Below are 14,533 nucleotides of genomic sequence, written 5' to 3'. Positions count from 1 at the left end.
ACTATCGATTGTGCTTTTACTGAAAAATAGCTAGACTAAACCTATATAACGAAAAAAGGTGATAGATATGAACGTAAAACTTTTTGCTGATAGTGCCAGCGACCTGCCGGTAACTTTCTTCGACCAACCCAACATAGAACTGCTTCCACTGCAGGTACATATTGACGGACATGATTATGAAGACCTTGTCACGATCCAGCCCAAGGAAGTATTTGATAAAATCCGCGAAGGTCATGTTCCGAAGACCTCCCAGGTTTCACCCGATATGTTCCTGAGGACGTTCACAGAGTTGGCCAAATCCGGCGATGCAGGTGTCTACATCGCCTTCTCCTCCCAACTGTCAGGGACCTATCAGACAGCGGTGATGATCAGGGATCAGGTGAAGGAAGAGTATCCTGATCTTGATTTGACCATCATCGATTCCAGGAGCGCATCCCTTGGATACGGACTGTCGGTCATCAAGACCGCAGAAGTACTCCATGCCGGCGGCACCAAGGATGAAATCCTGGAAACGGCACGCTACCATGTGGAGCATATGGAGCATTTGTTCACCGTCGAAGACTTGGAATATCTCGCCAAGGGCGGTCGTGTATCAAAAGCTTCTGCATTCCTTGGAGGGCTGTTGAATATTAAGCCCCTTCTTCATGTGGAAGATGGTAAACTCGTGCCACTTGAAAAACATCGCGGGAAGAAGAAGCTCCTCAAGCGCATCCTCGATCTGATGGAAGAACGCGGAAACAACCTTTCCCAACAGACAATCGGCATTTCACATGGAGATGATGAAGAGCTTGCCCTAGAGATGAAAGCGATGATTGAAGAGCGTTTCTCTCCTAAGGATGTTACCATCAATATTATTGGATGTGCTGTGGGTTCTCATACAGGCACCGGCACCCTCGCCATCTATTTCTTGAACTGATCAGACATATTCCTACCCACCCTGCCCATACTAAGGGAAAGGAGGGTATATCATGTCACATACATCAGATAACGAGAAGAAAGCCAGGGACAATAACGCCCTGCTTCAAAAAAAGAACAAGCTGAAAGAAAAGAACAGAGAAGCAGGTAAACATCAATTTTCCAAAAAAACCGATCATCTTTGATCAGCTGCCGCCTTATTCTAAGGCGGCTTTTTTGTTGCCGATCATTCAAGAAATCCATCCCATAAGGGGAATATCCTGTACTTTATACCGGCCCAGGTGGTATTTTAATAAGAGAAAAAGAATGATGCATATACGGAGGGATTTACATATGGCAAAAGAAAATTCATTTGATATCGTTTCACAGGTTGATATGTCTGAGGTAAGCAATGCGATTCAAATTGCACTGAAGGAAGTCAAGACACGCTATGATTTCAAAGGGAGCAAAAGCGATATCACACTTGACGGGGAGGAGCTCGTCCTGATTTCGGATGATGAGTTCAAGATGAACCAGCTGAAGGATGTCCTTCTTGGAAAGCTGATCAAGCGCAATGTGCCTGTCAAGAATCTGGACTATAGTAAGCTTGAAGGAGCTTCCGGCGGTACCGTGCGCCAACGCGCCAAGCTTGTACAGGGAATCGATAAAGAAAATGCGAAAAAAATCAATCTCCTAATCAAACAGTCGGGTGTGAAAGTCAAAAGCCAGGTACAGGACGACCAGGTCCGGGTTACGGGAAAAAGCAAAGATGACCTTCAGCAAATCATGGCAGCTGTCAGGGGAGCCGACCTCTCCATCGACGTCCAGTTTGTGAACTTCCGCTGATCCTTCTGTTTCTTCTATCTGTCCGATGGGTATCATAAACCCATCGGACTTTTTATTTTTAGGAGGCAGAACATGACTAAAAAAGTGATCATCATCGGAGCGGTCGGTGGCGGGGCCACCACGGCATCCCAGCTCAGGAAGCTTGATGAAACAATGGAAATCATCGTCCTTGAAAGAACCGATCACCTCTCATACGGCGCCTGCGGGATGCCCTATTATCTCGGGGATGTGATCAAGGATCGTGAAAGCCTGTTCGCCGCCACTCCTGAATCCCTTCAAACAAAAAAAGGGCTGGACGTCAGGATGAAGCATGAGGCATTAACGATCGACAGGGAACAAAAGACCTTACATATTCGCAATCATACCACCAATGAGGATTATGAAGAGACTTATGACGTACTGGTTCTTGCCACTGGTGCCTCCTCCATCCTCCCCGATATTCCGGGACTGAAGCAGATTCCCGCCTTCCATCTGCGGACCGTCGCAGACATGGACCGGATGAAGCAGCATCTTGTAACAGAAAAGCCCACATCCTGTGCCATCATAGGCGGAGGCTACATCGGGGTGGAGATGGCGGAAAACCTTACGGGACTCGGCATGAGTGTATCGGTAGTGGAGCGCTCTTCGCAGCTCATCCATATCATTGACCCTGAAGCAGCTGAAATCGTCCAGAAGCATCTCAACGACAACGGGGTTGATGTTTTTCTTGACGATGGCTTAAGTGAAGTCTCGGGACCTGATCAGCTTAAGCTCGACAGCGGAAAGATGATCCAGGCTGACTGCATGCTTCTTGCTGTGGGGATCAAACCGAACAACGTCCTTGCAGAACAGGCGGGACTTTCTCTCGGGGATTCGGGGGGTATCAAGGCGAATGAGTTCATGCAGACGGATGACCCTTCCATCTATTGTGTCGGGGACGCCGTGGAGTCCATTGACTTCATTGATCACGCCCCAAAGCAGGTGCCCCTCGCATGGCCCGCTCATCGTCAGGCTTATGTTATCGCCAGACATATCACAGGAGACCCCGTACCATTCCACGGAATGCTCGGCACGGCCATAGCAAAAGTTTTCGATCTCCACGTCGCTTCCACAGGTCTCGGGGAAAAAGAACTGAACAAGAAGGGCTATCGGTTCAAGACCATTGTCCATAAAGGGAAATCCCATGCCGCCTATTACCCTGGGGCAAAGGATGTATACGTACGAGTCCACTTCGATCCCTCCAGCGGAAAGATCTATGGAGGGAGCGTCATCGGCGAAGAAAAAGTCGATAAACAAATTGACATCCTTGCTACCGCCATTTATGGGGGGATTACAATCACTGGACTTCAGGAAATCGAAACGTGCTATGCCCCACCATTCTCTTCTCCGAAAGGACTGTTGAACATGGTCGGATATAAGGCTGAAGCCGAAATGGATTGACCAGAGTCTTAATGATCAAAAATCTGCAAAGATGACGTTATCATTTCCAAACGTTGGGTAAACACTATTCCAGATGACGAAATACTAAAAAGGAGTGTTTGCATTGACCCAACAAAATAAACAGCAGTTCCCCCCTCAGCACCAGGATCACCAGCCCGGTACAATCGATGAAATGAACCCCCAGCCGATTCATACCGATCAAAATTACAAAGGCAGCGGCAAACTGGACGGGAAAGTAGCCCTTATAACGGGAGGAGACAGCGGAATCGGACGTTCTGTTGCGTGGTATTTCGCCCGTGAAGGAGCAGATGTGGTCATTTCCTATCTTGATGAACATGAAGATGCACAGAAAACGAAAGAGCTCGTTGAAGCGGAAGGGGTCAGCTGTGAGCTCCTCCCGGGTGATATCGGGGATTCCCATTTCTGCAAAGAGCTTGTGGAAAATACGATCTCCCGCTTCGGCAAACTGGACGTTCTCGTGAACAATGCAGCCGAGCAGCATCCGCAAGCGGGTCTTGAAGAGATCGATGATGAACAGCTGGAGCGCACGTTCAGGACCAATATCTTCTCCATGTTCTATGTGACCCGTGCTGCCCTTCCCCACTTGAAAGAGGGAGCTTCCATCATCAATACAGCATCCATCACCGCGTATAAAGGCAGTAAAGACCTGATTGATTATTCGGCCACCAAGGGGGCCATTGTCAGTTTCACCCGCTCCCTTGCCGACAATATCGCTTCCAAGGGCATCAGGGTGAATGGAGTGGCTCCGGGGCCGATCTGGACGCCGCTCATCCCTTCCACCTTCACCTCGGAGAAGGTTTCACAGTTCGGCGGCAATACACCGATGGCAAGAGCGGGACAACCATTCGAGCTTGCACCTGCATACGTATACCTGGCGAGTACAGACTCCACATACGTTTCAGGTCAGATGATCCATGTCAATGGCGGCATGATCGTGAACGGGTGACGCAACCAACGCAAAAAGGCATTCCGATTGGAATGCCTTTTTGCTTGCATATCTTTACCTCTTACGCGTGCACGATTGCCGCTCCACTATGCAATGGGGAACGATGATCCGCTTGACCGGCTCGAGAGGATCTTTGATTTTCTGGATCAGGTTCTTCGCTGCTTCATTCCCAAGTTTGAAGATGTTGATATCAACCGAGGTCAGGGGTGGACGGGACATCTCCGCCAGCAGGACGTTGTTGAAGCTGACGATGGAAATATCATCCGGCACCGTGATCCCCATCTCGTCCAGGGTATTGAGTACCCCCAGAGCCATCAGATCATCTGCCACCACCAGGGCCGTCGGAGGTTCATCGAGCTGCATCAGCTCATTGATGGCTTCCCGGCCGCCTTCCCGGAGGAACTCCTCATGGATGATGTAGTCATCATGAAGCTCAAGTCCGGCCTCACCCAGCGCTTTTTCATAGCCTAATAATCGTTCGACCGTCACTACCAGGTTCAGATCTCCACCGATGAATCCGATGCACGTATGCCCGAGATTCAACAGATGCTCGGTCACCTCTTTTGTCGCCCGGAAGTTGTCATTGTCCACATGGGTGATTTCTTCGGCATACTTGTATGGCTTCCCGATCATCACAAAGGGAAAATCCCTTTCTCTCAGGTAGTTCATCACCCGGTCTTCCACCCTGGAGTATAGAAGGACGATCCCGTCCACCCTTCCTCCCTGGACCATCTGGACGATGCCCTCATAGATTTCCTCCTCGGTCTGGCCAGTGGACATTTGCAGCGCATATTGTTCTTTATGGGCGCCTTCACTAAGGCCCCTCAACACGGTTGGGAAAAATGGATTCTGTGAGAATGTGCTCGTGGACCCGGGCATGACCAGACCCAGGACCTGTGTCGATTGATTGGCGAGGCTTCTGGCGATGAAGTTAGGGTGATATCCGAGCTCGGTCATGGCTTCCCTCACCTTCTTCTTCGTCTTCTCACTGATTCTTGGATTATTGGCAATGACGCGGGAAACCGTCGAAGGAGCAACGTCCGCAAGCCTTGCCACATCCTTTATGGTAATCGCCATGTATTCCACCTCTATTCTTTCTGATGCTTATTCTTTTTACCGCGTTTTTTCACTACATATAGGAATACCATGAATAATACGTAGACTATCCCAAGAGCGACGAGGAATGGGATATTGAGCCCGGACTTACTCTTCAGCTCATAGATCTCCGATTCCTCACGGTCGAGGACGATTTTATAGGTCCCTTCACCGTCGCTCCTGACAAGATCCGTTGTCAGGAGACTCTTCAGCTCTTGATCTGCTTCTAGCTGATCTTCCGTCAAATCGATCGTTTGTGTTTCCGTCGTATTATTGATGGCGATCAGCAGGGTTTGATCTTTATAGGTCCTCTTGTAGATTCCCATGCCGTCATTTTCGTATACCTTTTCAATCTCTCCCCTTGTGAGAGCGGGTTGGGTCTTCCGCAGCTCCCCAAGGCGGGTGATGTAATGGATGAGTTCTTTATCGGCCCGGAAATTCATCAGCCTTCGGTTGTCAGGATCTTCTCCCCCATCGACGGCAATTTCAGAACCATAGTAAAGGATCGGGATCCCAGGCGTTGTATACATATAGGTAAGGGCGAGCTTCCATCTCGTTCCCGGGAACTCCTTCTCTTCCACCATTAATCGCGTGAACCTTTTCATATCGTGGTTATCAATGAAGGTACCCATCAAGTAAGGGTTCTCATAAAAGGTCTGATTGTATCCCCAGAAATTGAAAAGACGATCCATGGATGTATCCGGTTTCTTGAATACCTGCCGCATTTCCTCGGCCTGGGGTACATTGACGAATCCATCGATCCCCACTCCATTATACTCGGCTATCTTCTCAGGATCCGTGTCGAACACTTCACCTAAAACGTAAAAATCATCCTTCTCGGCCTTCACTTCTTTCGTGAAATCCTTCCAAAATTCCTTCGGTACGTGCTTCACGGTATCAAGGCGATACCCATCGATATCGGTTTCCTTGATCCACCACTTAGCGGCATCGATCAGGTATTCCTTTACTTCCGGATTCTCCGTATTAAGGTCGGGCAGGTCGTATAACCAGGCATTTTTCACGCTGTCTTCATCTTCGAAGTTCATCGTCTGCTTTTCATGGAACCAGTCTGCCTTGGCAGGATCCGTCACCCACGGATGCTCAGGTCCGACATGGTTCACCACAAAATCGAGGATGATCTTCATATCGCGTTTATGCGCTTCTTCCACAAGCTTCTTAAACGTTTCGATCGAGCCGAAATGCTCTTCTGTCTTATAATAGTCTGTGGTCCAATATCCATGGTATCCCCCAGGCTGATTCTCAAAAATCGGGGTGAGCCAGATGGCTGTGAAGCCCATCTCCTGAATGTAATCCAAGCGATCGATGATCCCCTGGAAATCTCCCCCTTGATAACTCAGCGGGTCATTGGCGTCCACATTTTTGTCATTGCTTGAATCCCCATTGTTGAACCGGTCCACCATCAAAAAGTAAATCGATTCATCCTGCCACATTCGCTCTTCTTTTTCAGCTGCACCTACCGGATGGGCGTAAAAAAGAAGAAACGGGACTAAAATGAGAGATAACACTCTTCTTTTCATCTCCGCTCCTCCTCCAAATGTTAGTAACGCCTATAAGATTATCCTTTCGTGCCCCCTGCCGTCAATCCTGAAACGAAGTATTTCTGGAAGAAAAGGAAAAGTAGGGCAATTGGAACAGCAATCAGTACGGAGCCTGCTGCAAAGGTCGTGAATTCCGCCCCGAATTGCTTCGCGACCATATCATATAGTGCCACAGGAAGCGTATACATCTTCTCTGAACGAAGCAGGATGCTTGCGATGATAAAGTCTGCGAACGGAGAGATGAACGAAAACAGGGCCACGACGGCGATGATCGGTTTTGCAAGGGGCATGACGATCTGCAGGAAGATCCTGAGATGTCCTGCTCCATCGATCTTTGCCGATTCGTCGAGCTCCTTCGGGATGGTATCGAGATACCCTTTCATCAGCCACGTGTTCATCGGGATCTGTCCTCCGACGTAAACGAGGATAAGTCCGAGATGGCTGTCAAGGAGTCCTGTCAAAAGCGCCAGGACGAAAATGGCAATCAGGGCTGCAAAGTTCGGAATCATCTGCAGGACGAGGAAAGCCATCAGGCCATTTTTCCGTCCGACGAAGCGGTAGCGGGAAAAGGCATAGGCCGTCAAACTCACAAGGCACACGGTCAGGGCCATGGTCGAGAGACTCACCTTCAAGGAATTCCAATACCAGAGCATATAGTTGCTTTCTTCCAGATTAAAAAGCTCTTTATAATGGGCAAGGGTCGCATTCTTAGGGATGATGCTCGAACCGGACAAGCTCTGCCCGGGATTGAACGAGGAACCGATGATCCATGCGACAGGATAGAGAATCACCGCGAACATGATGCCAATGACAAGGTACGATAGGGTCAACCGGATGATTTTTTGTTTTTTCATTTTACATCATATCCTCTTCCTGGAATGATTTCGTCTTCTTGAACTGCCAGATGGCCACTGTGATGACGATGATGGACAGGAGCAGCGTGATGGCTGCAGCCTTTGAATACTGCGCCGAAGTCATGGTCAATCGATAGATCCATGAGATCAGGATGTCGGTACCGCCGGCATTTTGACCTGTCAGTGCCGGACCGCCACCGTTGAATAGATAAATGACGTTGAAATTGTTGAAGTTGAATGTGTACTGGGTGATGATGATCGGTGCCGTTGCAAACAAAACAAGGGGCAGTGTGATATTCTTGAACTTTTGTACCGCCGAAGCACCGTCCACGGTCGCTGCTTCGTACAATTCATCCGGGATCGATTGGAGTACTCCGGTCGTCATGGCAAAGATGAACGGGAAGCCAAGCCACATCTGGATCATGATCAGGGCAATCCTTGAGAATAATGGCTCTGTCATCCATGGGAGTCCTTCGATTCCGAAAAATCCGAGGATATCACGATTGATGGCACCGAATGATTCGTTGAACATCCCGGCGAAGACGAGGATGGAGACGAATGCCGGGATGGCCCACGGCAGGATGAGAACCGTACGGATGATGGCTTTTCCTTTCAGATCTTTTTGATTCACGATGATGGCCAGGAAGATTCCAAGAGCCACTTGCAGGGTCGTAGCACCTAAAGTCCAGACCAGCGTCCACGCAAGGACCGTCACAAAGGTTTCACGCCAGATATCGATCTTGAAGATATCGACGAAGTTCTGGATGCCAACCCAGTCTACGAGTTTCGCTGGCGGAGAGTGATAGAGATCATAGTTCGTGAATGCCAGCAGGACAACGAAGATGATCGGGAAAATGACCACAAAGATCAGAAGAAGGAATCCCGGCGACATGATAAGGTAGGGAAAACCGTTATCCACAAGGTTCCGATATTGTTCGCGGATCGTCGCGATTTTCTCTCCATTGTCCCTTTTGACTCCGTTCTTATAAGCGTCCCTCAGATTATACAGATAGAATGCGATTCCGAATAAGATGACGATGATGGCCAAAATGCCGTACACCATAAGGAAGATGGAATGATCCCCATAGGAAACATCGGTACCCAGGGTCGTAATGCCCCAGAGCCCTAAGGATATGAGATTCTTGAACACTAGGATGAAGGAAAGGGTCATGATGAGGAAGAAGACCCCCTTCAGGATTTGACGATGGTAAAGCTGGCCAAGGCCAGGAATGAGAGATAGGGCCAGTGCCGTTTTTCTATGTTTAGTAGTAGGATTGGATTGATCCATCCTGAACTCCCCCTTTATCTTTATATTTCAAGAGCTTTCTAAGCCGGCGGCTATTTGCTTAGAAAGCTCTTGAAAAGGATGGCGGCACCCGCAGACAGGTGCCGCCACTCTTCATCAGTTAGAATGGTTGGCTTTAATGTTATCCTCGATTTGCTTGACCGCAGCATCCAGAGCCGCTTTCGGCTCCTGCTTGCCTGTCACGACCGTTTGCAGTGATTTGGCCATCGGATCCCAAACTTCACCCATTTCAGGGATATTTGGCATCGGTACAGCGTATTTGGACTGCTCGGCAACAGCTTTAGCGCCTTCATTTTCAGCTATCGCAGAATCATTGATCAAGCCTTCGTTTGTTGGTACTTCCTGTGTTTGTTCAAAACGATATTTCGCATTTTCATCTTCTGTGATGAACTCCACGAATTTCTGTGCCCATTCTTTGTTCTTGGAATAGCCGGATACATGCCATCCTTTAACACCCATGAATGTTTTCATCGGCTCACCGTTCGGAAGCTTCGGCATCGCTGTGACACCTATATCGATCCCCGCATCCTTGTAGCCTTGGAAAGACCAAGGTCCGTTCATGACAGATGCCACTTTGCCTTCGTTGAACAATCCGTCCATGGCAGATCCACCGTTTTCACCGATGATTCCTTTAGGGAATAATCCTTCTTTGTACCATTTCTGAATATATTCTGTTCCTTCTACTGCTCCATCGTTATTCAAACCAAGATCTTTCGGATCAAGGGCTCCGTCATTTTCAGCGAACACATAGCCACCGTATCCACCCATCGGTGCGTGGGCAAAGTAAAAGTTATCCCAAAGCGCAAGGAATCCATAGTTGCCATCTTTCGTGAAATCTTTTGCGAACGAGTATACATCATCCATTGATGCAGGTGCTTCTTTCATCAATTCTTTGTTATAGATGAACACTGGTGTTTCAGACGATTTCGGCAAGCCGTAAAGCTTCCCATCATAGCTTTCTGCTAGAATGGAAGACTCTGTGAAACGCTTCTTGACGTCATCAGACACTTCAAGTGGCGCAATATGACCTGCAAGGGCAAGTTCCCCGATCTGATCATGAGGGAATGTCACGACATCGGGACCCGTACCTGCTGGTCCATCGAGGCGCAGCTGCTCTTTCATTTTAGAAGCCATTTCGACCTCCTTCACCTCGAGCTCGATTCCTGTTTCTTCTGTGAACTTCTTACCGACTTCGTCCAGCCATCCAGATTTCTTCTCATCTTCCCAGACGACCAGTTTTTCAGGCTTATCTTTGTTTTCCGCCTTCTTGTCTCCGTCTCCGGATGCACCTTCTTCCCTGTTCGGACCGCATGCAGCCAATACCCCTGCTACCAACAATAAGACCATGAATAACGAAACGACTTTCTTCACCCTGACCCCTCCTAATGGTTTGTCAATTTCCGAATGTGGACAACCGCTTGCACAAAAACGGGAATATCCCCCTGGAATCTATGTATGGTCCCCGGGCTTCCCCTATCGGATTTCCATAAATGATTTACAATCACCCGATATAAGATAACGTTTTCATTTTTACTGTGAAAGCGATTGCACAATCTACTTTCATTATACTAAGTAACGCCCATTTGACAATACCCTTTTAGTAAAAACTTTTCTATGTCATTACATAATTGACAACCTCCTATAATTGGAATACTCTTTAGTGGAATTCACAAAAGGAGGAAAAGCCATGTTCCTTGAAGCCATTTTTCACCAACCAAGAGATCAATATGCATACGCTTGCACTGAAACAGACCTGCACATCCGTATCCGGACGAAACGGGGTGACATCCACACCATCCGTCTTTTGCACGGTGACCCCTACGATTGGAGAGATGGTGAGTGGCAATATATCGACTTTGAAATGACCCTCACAGGCAGTGATCAACTCTTTGATTACTGGCAGGCTACCGTCACCCCTTCCTTCAAGCGGCTTCGATATGGTTTTCTCCTTTCGGACGGCGAAGAAGACATTTTCTATGGAGAAAAAGGGTTCAGCGATGAACCATCATTTGAAATCGGCGACTATTTTTGCTTTCCTTTCCTTAATGCCATTGATGTGTTCTGTGCACCCGAATGGGTGAAAGATACAGTTTGGTACCAAATCTTCCCTGAACGCTTCGCCAATGGGGATCCTTCCAATGATCCCGATGGCACATTGGAATGGAATTCGGAAGAACCGGCCCCCGATCATTTCTTCGGAGGCGACCTTCAGGGGGTCATCGACCATATTGACTATTTAAAGGAGCTGGGGATCAACGGAATTTATTTCACCCCGATCTTCAAAGCCCCCTCCAACCACAAATATGATACGACCGATTACATGGAGATTGATCCTCACTTCGGGTCGGAAGAGACCTTGAAGGAACTCATCCATGCTTGTCATGACCGCGGGATCAAGGTCATGCTTGATGCGGTTTTCAATCATAGCGGTTATCATTTCGGCCCATTCCAAGATGTATTGGAAAAGGGTGAAGAATCTCCTTATAAGGATTGGTTCCATCTGCACGATTGCCCGGTGGACCCCGAGTCGAATCCTCCCAATTATGATACCTTTGCCTTTGAAGCATCCATGCCGAAGTTGAATACAGAACACCCGGAAGTCAAGGAATATCTATTGAACGTCGGGCGTCACTGGGTGGAGAAATTTGATATCGACGGCTGGCGGCTGGATGTTGCCAATGAAGTGGATCATCAGTTCTGGAGGGACTTCCGCCATGCCGTGAAATCCATCAAGCCTGACCTGTATATCCTCGGAGAAATATGGCATGATTCCATGGCATGGCTGAGGGGTGATCAATTCGATGCTGTCATGAATTATCCCTTCACCACCAACATTCTGAAGCTGTTTGCCCACGAAGCCATTTCTCCTGAAACCTTCGTTGAGAATATGACCACCGTCATGCATATGTACCCTCAGACTGTGACCGATGTCAACTTCAATCTTGTGGGAAGCCATGACACCCCGCGGATCTTAACAGAGTGCGGAGAAGATGTCAGAAAACTGAAGTTGCTGTATACCTTCATGCTCACCTCCCCAGGAACCCCATGTATCTATTATGGAGATGAGATCGGACTTACGGGCGGACAGGATCCGGGATGCCGCAAATGCTTCCCATGGGACGAAGGACAGCAAGACCTCGACCTTCATGGACATGTGCAAAAACTCACCTATCTCCGCCAAGAATACGATCTCCTGAGGAATGAGGGAGTTTTCAGCTTCCTTCCGACTGTGGGAGAGGACCGCCATGTGGCCTTTACGAAATCGGACGGTGACAGGACGATCCTCGTGGTATTGAATTGTTCCGACACCGACTTGGAATTCACGATTCCATTCGAATTGAAAGGCGTCCCCCTCATGAACATACTTACCGGGGAGGAGTTCACGGCAGAAGCGGAAAGCATCGAATTAACGCTTGAAGCATACGGTTTCGCCATCATCAAGTTTTAAGGCATCTCTATGTAAGGAGTCAGCATGGATACAAAAAAACGAATGACCTTGTTTGCCCTCACGTGGCCGATCTTCATTGAAATCCTTCTTCACATGCTCATGGGGAATGCCGATACCCTCATGCTCAGTCAATATTCAGATCGTTCCGTTGCAGCCGTCGGGGTATCGAATCAGATCCTCTCCCTCATCATCGTGATGTTCGGTTTCATCGCAACCGGCACGGCGATCCTGGTGGCCCAGCACATCGGAGCCAAAGAGCATGCCATATCCGGTGAAGTCGCTCTCGTCTCCCTTGTCACGAACCTTGCATTCGGAGTGCTACTGAGCGCCATCCTTCTGCTAGCTGGGAAAGGCATCCTGGAGATCATGGGGCTCCCCCGGGAACTGATGGAGGAAGCATCCGGATACCTCAGGATCGTCGGAGGATTCATCTTCATCCAGGCCATCATCATGACGGCAGGGGCCATCCTCAGGAGTTACGGATATACAAAAGACGCTATGTACATCACCATCGGCATGAACATCCTGAATGTAGCAGGAAATTATCTATTCATATTCGGCCCATTCGGCTTACCGGTCCTTGGAGTGGAAGGCGTGGCAATCTCCACCATCGCCTCCCGCTTCATCGGCCTTGTCGTAAGCATCATTGTCATCAAGAAGCGCATCCCTTCAGCCCTGCCGTTGAACAAGCTGGGGCACATCCCTGTCCGTCATATGAAGAATCTGCTAAAAATCGGGATTCCATCTGCCGGTGAACAATTATCATACAACGGCTCACAGATGGTGATCACCTACTTCATCGTGAGTATCGGAACCTATGCCTTGACCACCAAAGTATACGCACAGAACCTGATGATGTTCATTTTTCTTTTCAGCGTGGCCATCAGTCAAGGCACACAGATCATGATCGGCCATATGATCGGCGCCCGGCAATACGAGGACGCCTACGCACGATGCCTAAAAAGTCTCAAAATCGCCATCATCATATCACTGTGCATGGCAGGAATCGTCTCGATTGCAGCAGAACCACTATTGGGGATCTTCACTTCCAACGAGGAAATCATCTCTTCGGCTAAGGTCCTGATCTACCTCACCCTTCTCCTGGAACCAGGGAGAAGCTTCAATCTCGTTGTCATCAATGCATTGAGGGCAGCCGGTGATGTTAAGTTCCCTGTTTATCTCGGCATCGCCTCGATGTGGGGTATCGGGGTTCCCCTTTCCTATCTCCTCGGCATCACTCTTGAGCTCGGGCTCGTCGGCGTTTGGATCTCCTTCATAGCAGACGAATGGCTCAGGGGCCTTCTCATGCTGAGGCGTTGGCGTGCCAGAACTTGGATCCATAAAGGATTTGTCAGGAATGAAAAGGCCGTTTGATTCATCTGAAGCTGGGACAAACGTGTTTTAGCAGTAGTAAAACCCGCATTCATTAGCCTATGATCAGGCAAGTGAATGCGGGTTTTTGCTTTTGGTTGATTGGAGTGCAAGACGAAGACTCTTGCGGAAAGTGTAGCTGATGTGAGAGCCCTAGGCTTGCCGAGGAGGCTCACGGGCTACCCGCGGTAAGCGAAGTACATTATAGCTGTAAAGAAATATATACTGATTTTATTCGCTTCAAAGGGAAACTTTTTAGTTTTTGATCCTTCTTTTTTCACACAGGAAAAATAATGTGAAGTTTTTTTACATTTAACCGCTTACATACAAAATTAACACTTGAACTTTTTATATTTTCTGAATATGATAGTTGATATAACTTAATCATGTCATAAAAACTAACATCAAATTCAGGAGGCGAAAAAATGAAAAAAGTGGAAGCGATTATTCGCGCAGAGGCATTCATCAACCTACGTGAAGCACTGAGCACCAGAGGATTCAGTGGATTGACCGTATCGGAAGCAGCCGGCTGCGGCAAACAAAAAGGGAAACAAGGCATATTTAGGGGCAATAAATTCGAAATCAAGCTGGTCCCCCGTATCAAAGTTGAAATGGTCATTGACGATGATCAAGTCGAAGACATCATCGATCTGATTGTCGAGTACTGCAGCACCAATACTGTAGGTGACGGTAAGATCTTCATCTTCCCCGTAGAAGAAGTCATCCGGATCCGCTCTGGAGAAAGAGGCAAGCAAGCCGTATTATGAATCATCA

The 14,533-nt window shown here is 48.4% G+C and carries 13 protein-coding genes; 8 read left to right on the top strand and 5 right to left on the bottom strand.

Annotated features, from left to right (window positions below; genetic code table 11):
- Window positions 1-67: 67 nt before the first annotated feature.
- From ABJ225_RS00995 to ABJ225_RS00975, 5 genes are all read left to right on the top strand, one after another.
- On the top strand, window positions 68-916 hold the full coding sequence (locus ABJ225_RS00995; RefSeq protein WP_347318014.1) for a DegV family protein: 849 nt from the start codon (window positions 68-70) through the stop codon (window positions 914-916).
- Between the two features lie 52 nt (window positions 917-968).
- Window positions 969-1,100: a DUF3941 domain-containing protein gene (locus ABJ225_RS00990; protein WP_148794838.1), complete on the top strand. Its 132-nt coding sequence runs from the start codon at window positions 969-971 to the stop codon at window positions 1,098-1,100.
- A 148-nt stretch (window positions 1,101-1,248) separates the two neighbouring features.
- Entirely contained in the window at window positions 1,249-1,740 is a 492-nt protein-coding gene (locus ABJ225_RS00985; RefSeq protein ID WP_251404523.1) for a YajQ family cyclic di-GMP-binding protein, read from the top strand.
- A gap of 72 nt (window positions 1,741-1,812) precedes the next feature.
- Window positions 1,813-3,159, top strand: a complete 1,347-nt coding sequence (locus tag ABJ225_RS00980; RefSeq protein WP_318341065.1) for a CoA-disulfide reductase — start codon at window positions 1,813-1,815, stop codon at window positions 3,157-3,159.
- Between the two features lie 103 nt (window positions 3,160-3,262).
- Complete coding sequence (locus tag ABJ225_RS00975; protein ID WP_318341064.1) at window positions 3,263-4,126, top strand: SDR family oxidoreductase; 864 nt, start codon at window positions 3,263-3,265, stop codon at window positions 4,124-4,126.
- A 54-nt stretch (window positions 4,127-4,180) separates the two neighbouring features.
- Here the strand turns inward: ABJ225_RS00975 and ABJ225_RS00970 are convergent, their stop codons facing one another.
- The 5 genes from ABJ225_RS00970 to ABJ225_RS00950 all read right to left on the bottom strand — a co-directional run bounded on the left by ABJ225_RS00970 (window position 4,181) and on the right by ABJ225_RS00950 (window position 10,311).
- Entirely contained in the window at window positions 4,181-5,203 is a 1,023-nt protein-coding gene (locus ABJ225_RS00970) for a LacI family DNA-binding transcriptional regulator (RefSeq protein WP_056537890.1), read from the bottom strand.
- A gap of 11 nt (window positions 5,204-5,214) precedes the next feature.
- The gene (locus ABJ225_RS00965) at window positions 5,215-6,759 is read right to left on the bottom strand and encodes an alpha-amylase family glycosyl hydrolase (RefSeq protein WP_347318010.1); all 1,545 of its coding nucleotides are present in this window, start codon (window positions 6,757-6,759) and stop codon (window positions 5,215-5,217) included.
- Between the two features lie 38 nt (window positions 6,760-6,797).
- Window positions 6,798-7,634: a sugar ABC transporter permease gene (locus ABJ225_RS00960; RefSeq protein WP_048004351.1), complete on the bottom strand. Its 837-nt coding sequence runs from the start codon at window positions 7,632-7,634 to the stop codon at window positions 6,798-6,800.
- A gap of 1 nt (window position 7,635) precedes the next feature.
- Window positions 7,636-8,922 carry a carbohydrate ABC transporter permease gene (locus ABJ225_RS00955; protein ID WP_347318008.1) on the bottom strand — a complete coding sequence of 429 codons (1,287 nt, stop codon included), beginning with the start codon at window positions 8,920-8,922 and terminating at the stop codon, window positions 7,636-7,638.
- A 114-nt stretch (window positions 8,923-9,036) separates the two neighbouring features.
- On the bottom strand, window positions 9,037-10,311 hold the full coding sequence (locus ABJ225_RS00950; protein ID WP_079515807.1) for an extracellular solute-binding protein: 1,275 nt from the start codon (window positions 10,309-10,311) through the stop codon (window positions 9,037-9,039).
- A 316-nt stretch (window positions 10,312-10,627) separates the two neighbouring features.
- Between ABJ225_RS00950 and ABJ225_RS00945 the strand changes: the two genes are divergently transcribed.
- The 3 genes from ABJ225_RS00945 (at window position 10,628) to ABJ225_RS00935 (ending at window position 14,526) form a co-directional block, all read left to right on the top strand.
- On the top strand, window positions 10,628-12,388 hold the full coding sequence (locus tag ABJ225_RS00945; protein ID WP_347318006.1) for an alpha-glycosidase: 1,761 nt from the start codon (window positions 10,628-10,630) through the stop codon (window positions 12,386-12,388).
- A gap of 24 nt (window positions 12,389-12,412) precedes the next feature.
- On the top strand, window positions 12,413-13,762 hold the full coding sequence (locus ABJ225_RS00940; RefSeq protein WP_347318004.1) for an MATE family efflux transporter: 1,350 nt from the start codon (window positions 12,413-12,415) through the stop codon (window positions 13,760-13,762).
- A gap of 422 nt (window positions 13,763-14,184) precedes the next feature.
- Window positions 14,185-14,526: a P-II family nitrogen regulator gene (locus ABJ225_RS00935; RefSeq protein ID WP_053427572.1), complete on the top strand. Its 342-nt coding sequence runs from the start codon at window positions 14,185-14,187 to the stop codon at window positions 14,524-14,526.
- Window positions 14,527-14,533: the final 7 nt, after the last annotated feature.

Source organism: Rossellomorea sp. RS05, assembly GCF_039822645.1.
GTDB classification, from domain to species: Bacteria; Bacillota; Bacilli; order Bacillales; family Bacillaceae_B; genus Rossellomorea; species Rossellomorea marisflavi_B.
Note: the sequence above shows the minus strand (reverse complement) of the source record. Positions and strands in the feature narration are given on the sequence as shown.

Excerpts from the sequence above, each read along its gene's own strand:
- ABJ225_RS00945 (WP_347318006.1), top strand. The coding sequence starts at position 10,628 with ATGTTCCTTGAAGCCATTTTTCACCAACCAAGAGATCAATATGCATAC.
- ABJ225_RS00995 (WP_347318014.1), top strand. The coding sequence starts at position 68 with ATGAACGTAAAACTTTTTGCTGATAGTGCCAGCGACCTGCCGGTAACT.
- ABJ225_RS00955 (WP_347318008.1), bottom strand. The coding sequence starts at position 8,922 with ATGGATCAATCCAATCCTACTACTAAACATAGAAAAACGGCACTGGCC.
- ABJ225_RS00940 (WP_347318004.1), top strand. The coding sequence starts at position 12,413 with ATGGATACAAAAAAACGAATGACCTTGTTTGCCCTCACGTGGCCGATC.
- ABJ225_RS00960 (WP_048004351.1), bottom strand. The coding sequence starts at position 7,634 with ATGAAAAAACAAAAAATCATCCGGTTGACCCTATCGTACCTTGTCATT.
- ABJ225_RS00990 (WP_148794838.1), top strand. The coding sequence starts at position 969 with ATGTCACATACATCAGATAACGAGAAGAAAGCCAGGGACAATAACGCC.
- ABJ225_RS00985 (WP_251404523.1), top strand. The coding sequence starts at position 1,249 with ATGGCAAAAGAAAATTCATTTGATATCGTTTCACAGGTTGATATGTCT.
- ABJ225_RS00980 (WP_318341065.1), top strand. The coding sequence starts at position 1,813 with ATGACTAAAAAAGTGATCATCATCGGAGCGGTCGGTGGCGGGGCCACC.
- ABJ225_RS00970 (WP_056537890.1), bottom strand. The coding sequence starts at position 5,203 with ATGGCGATTACCATAAAGGATGTGGCAAGGCTTGCGGACGTTGCTCCT.
- ABJ225_RS00935 (WP_053427572.1), top strand. The coding sequence starts at position 14,185 with ATGAAAAAAGTGGAAGCGATTATTCGCGCAGAGGCATTCATCAACCTA.
- ABJ225_RS00965 (WP_347318010.1), bottom strand. The coding sequence starts at position 6,759 with ATGAAAAGAAGAGTGTTATCTCTCATTTTAGTCCCGTTTCTTCTTTTT.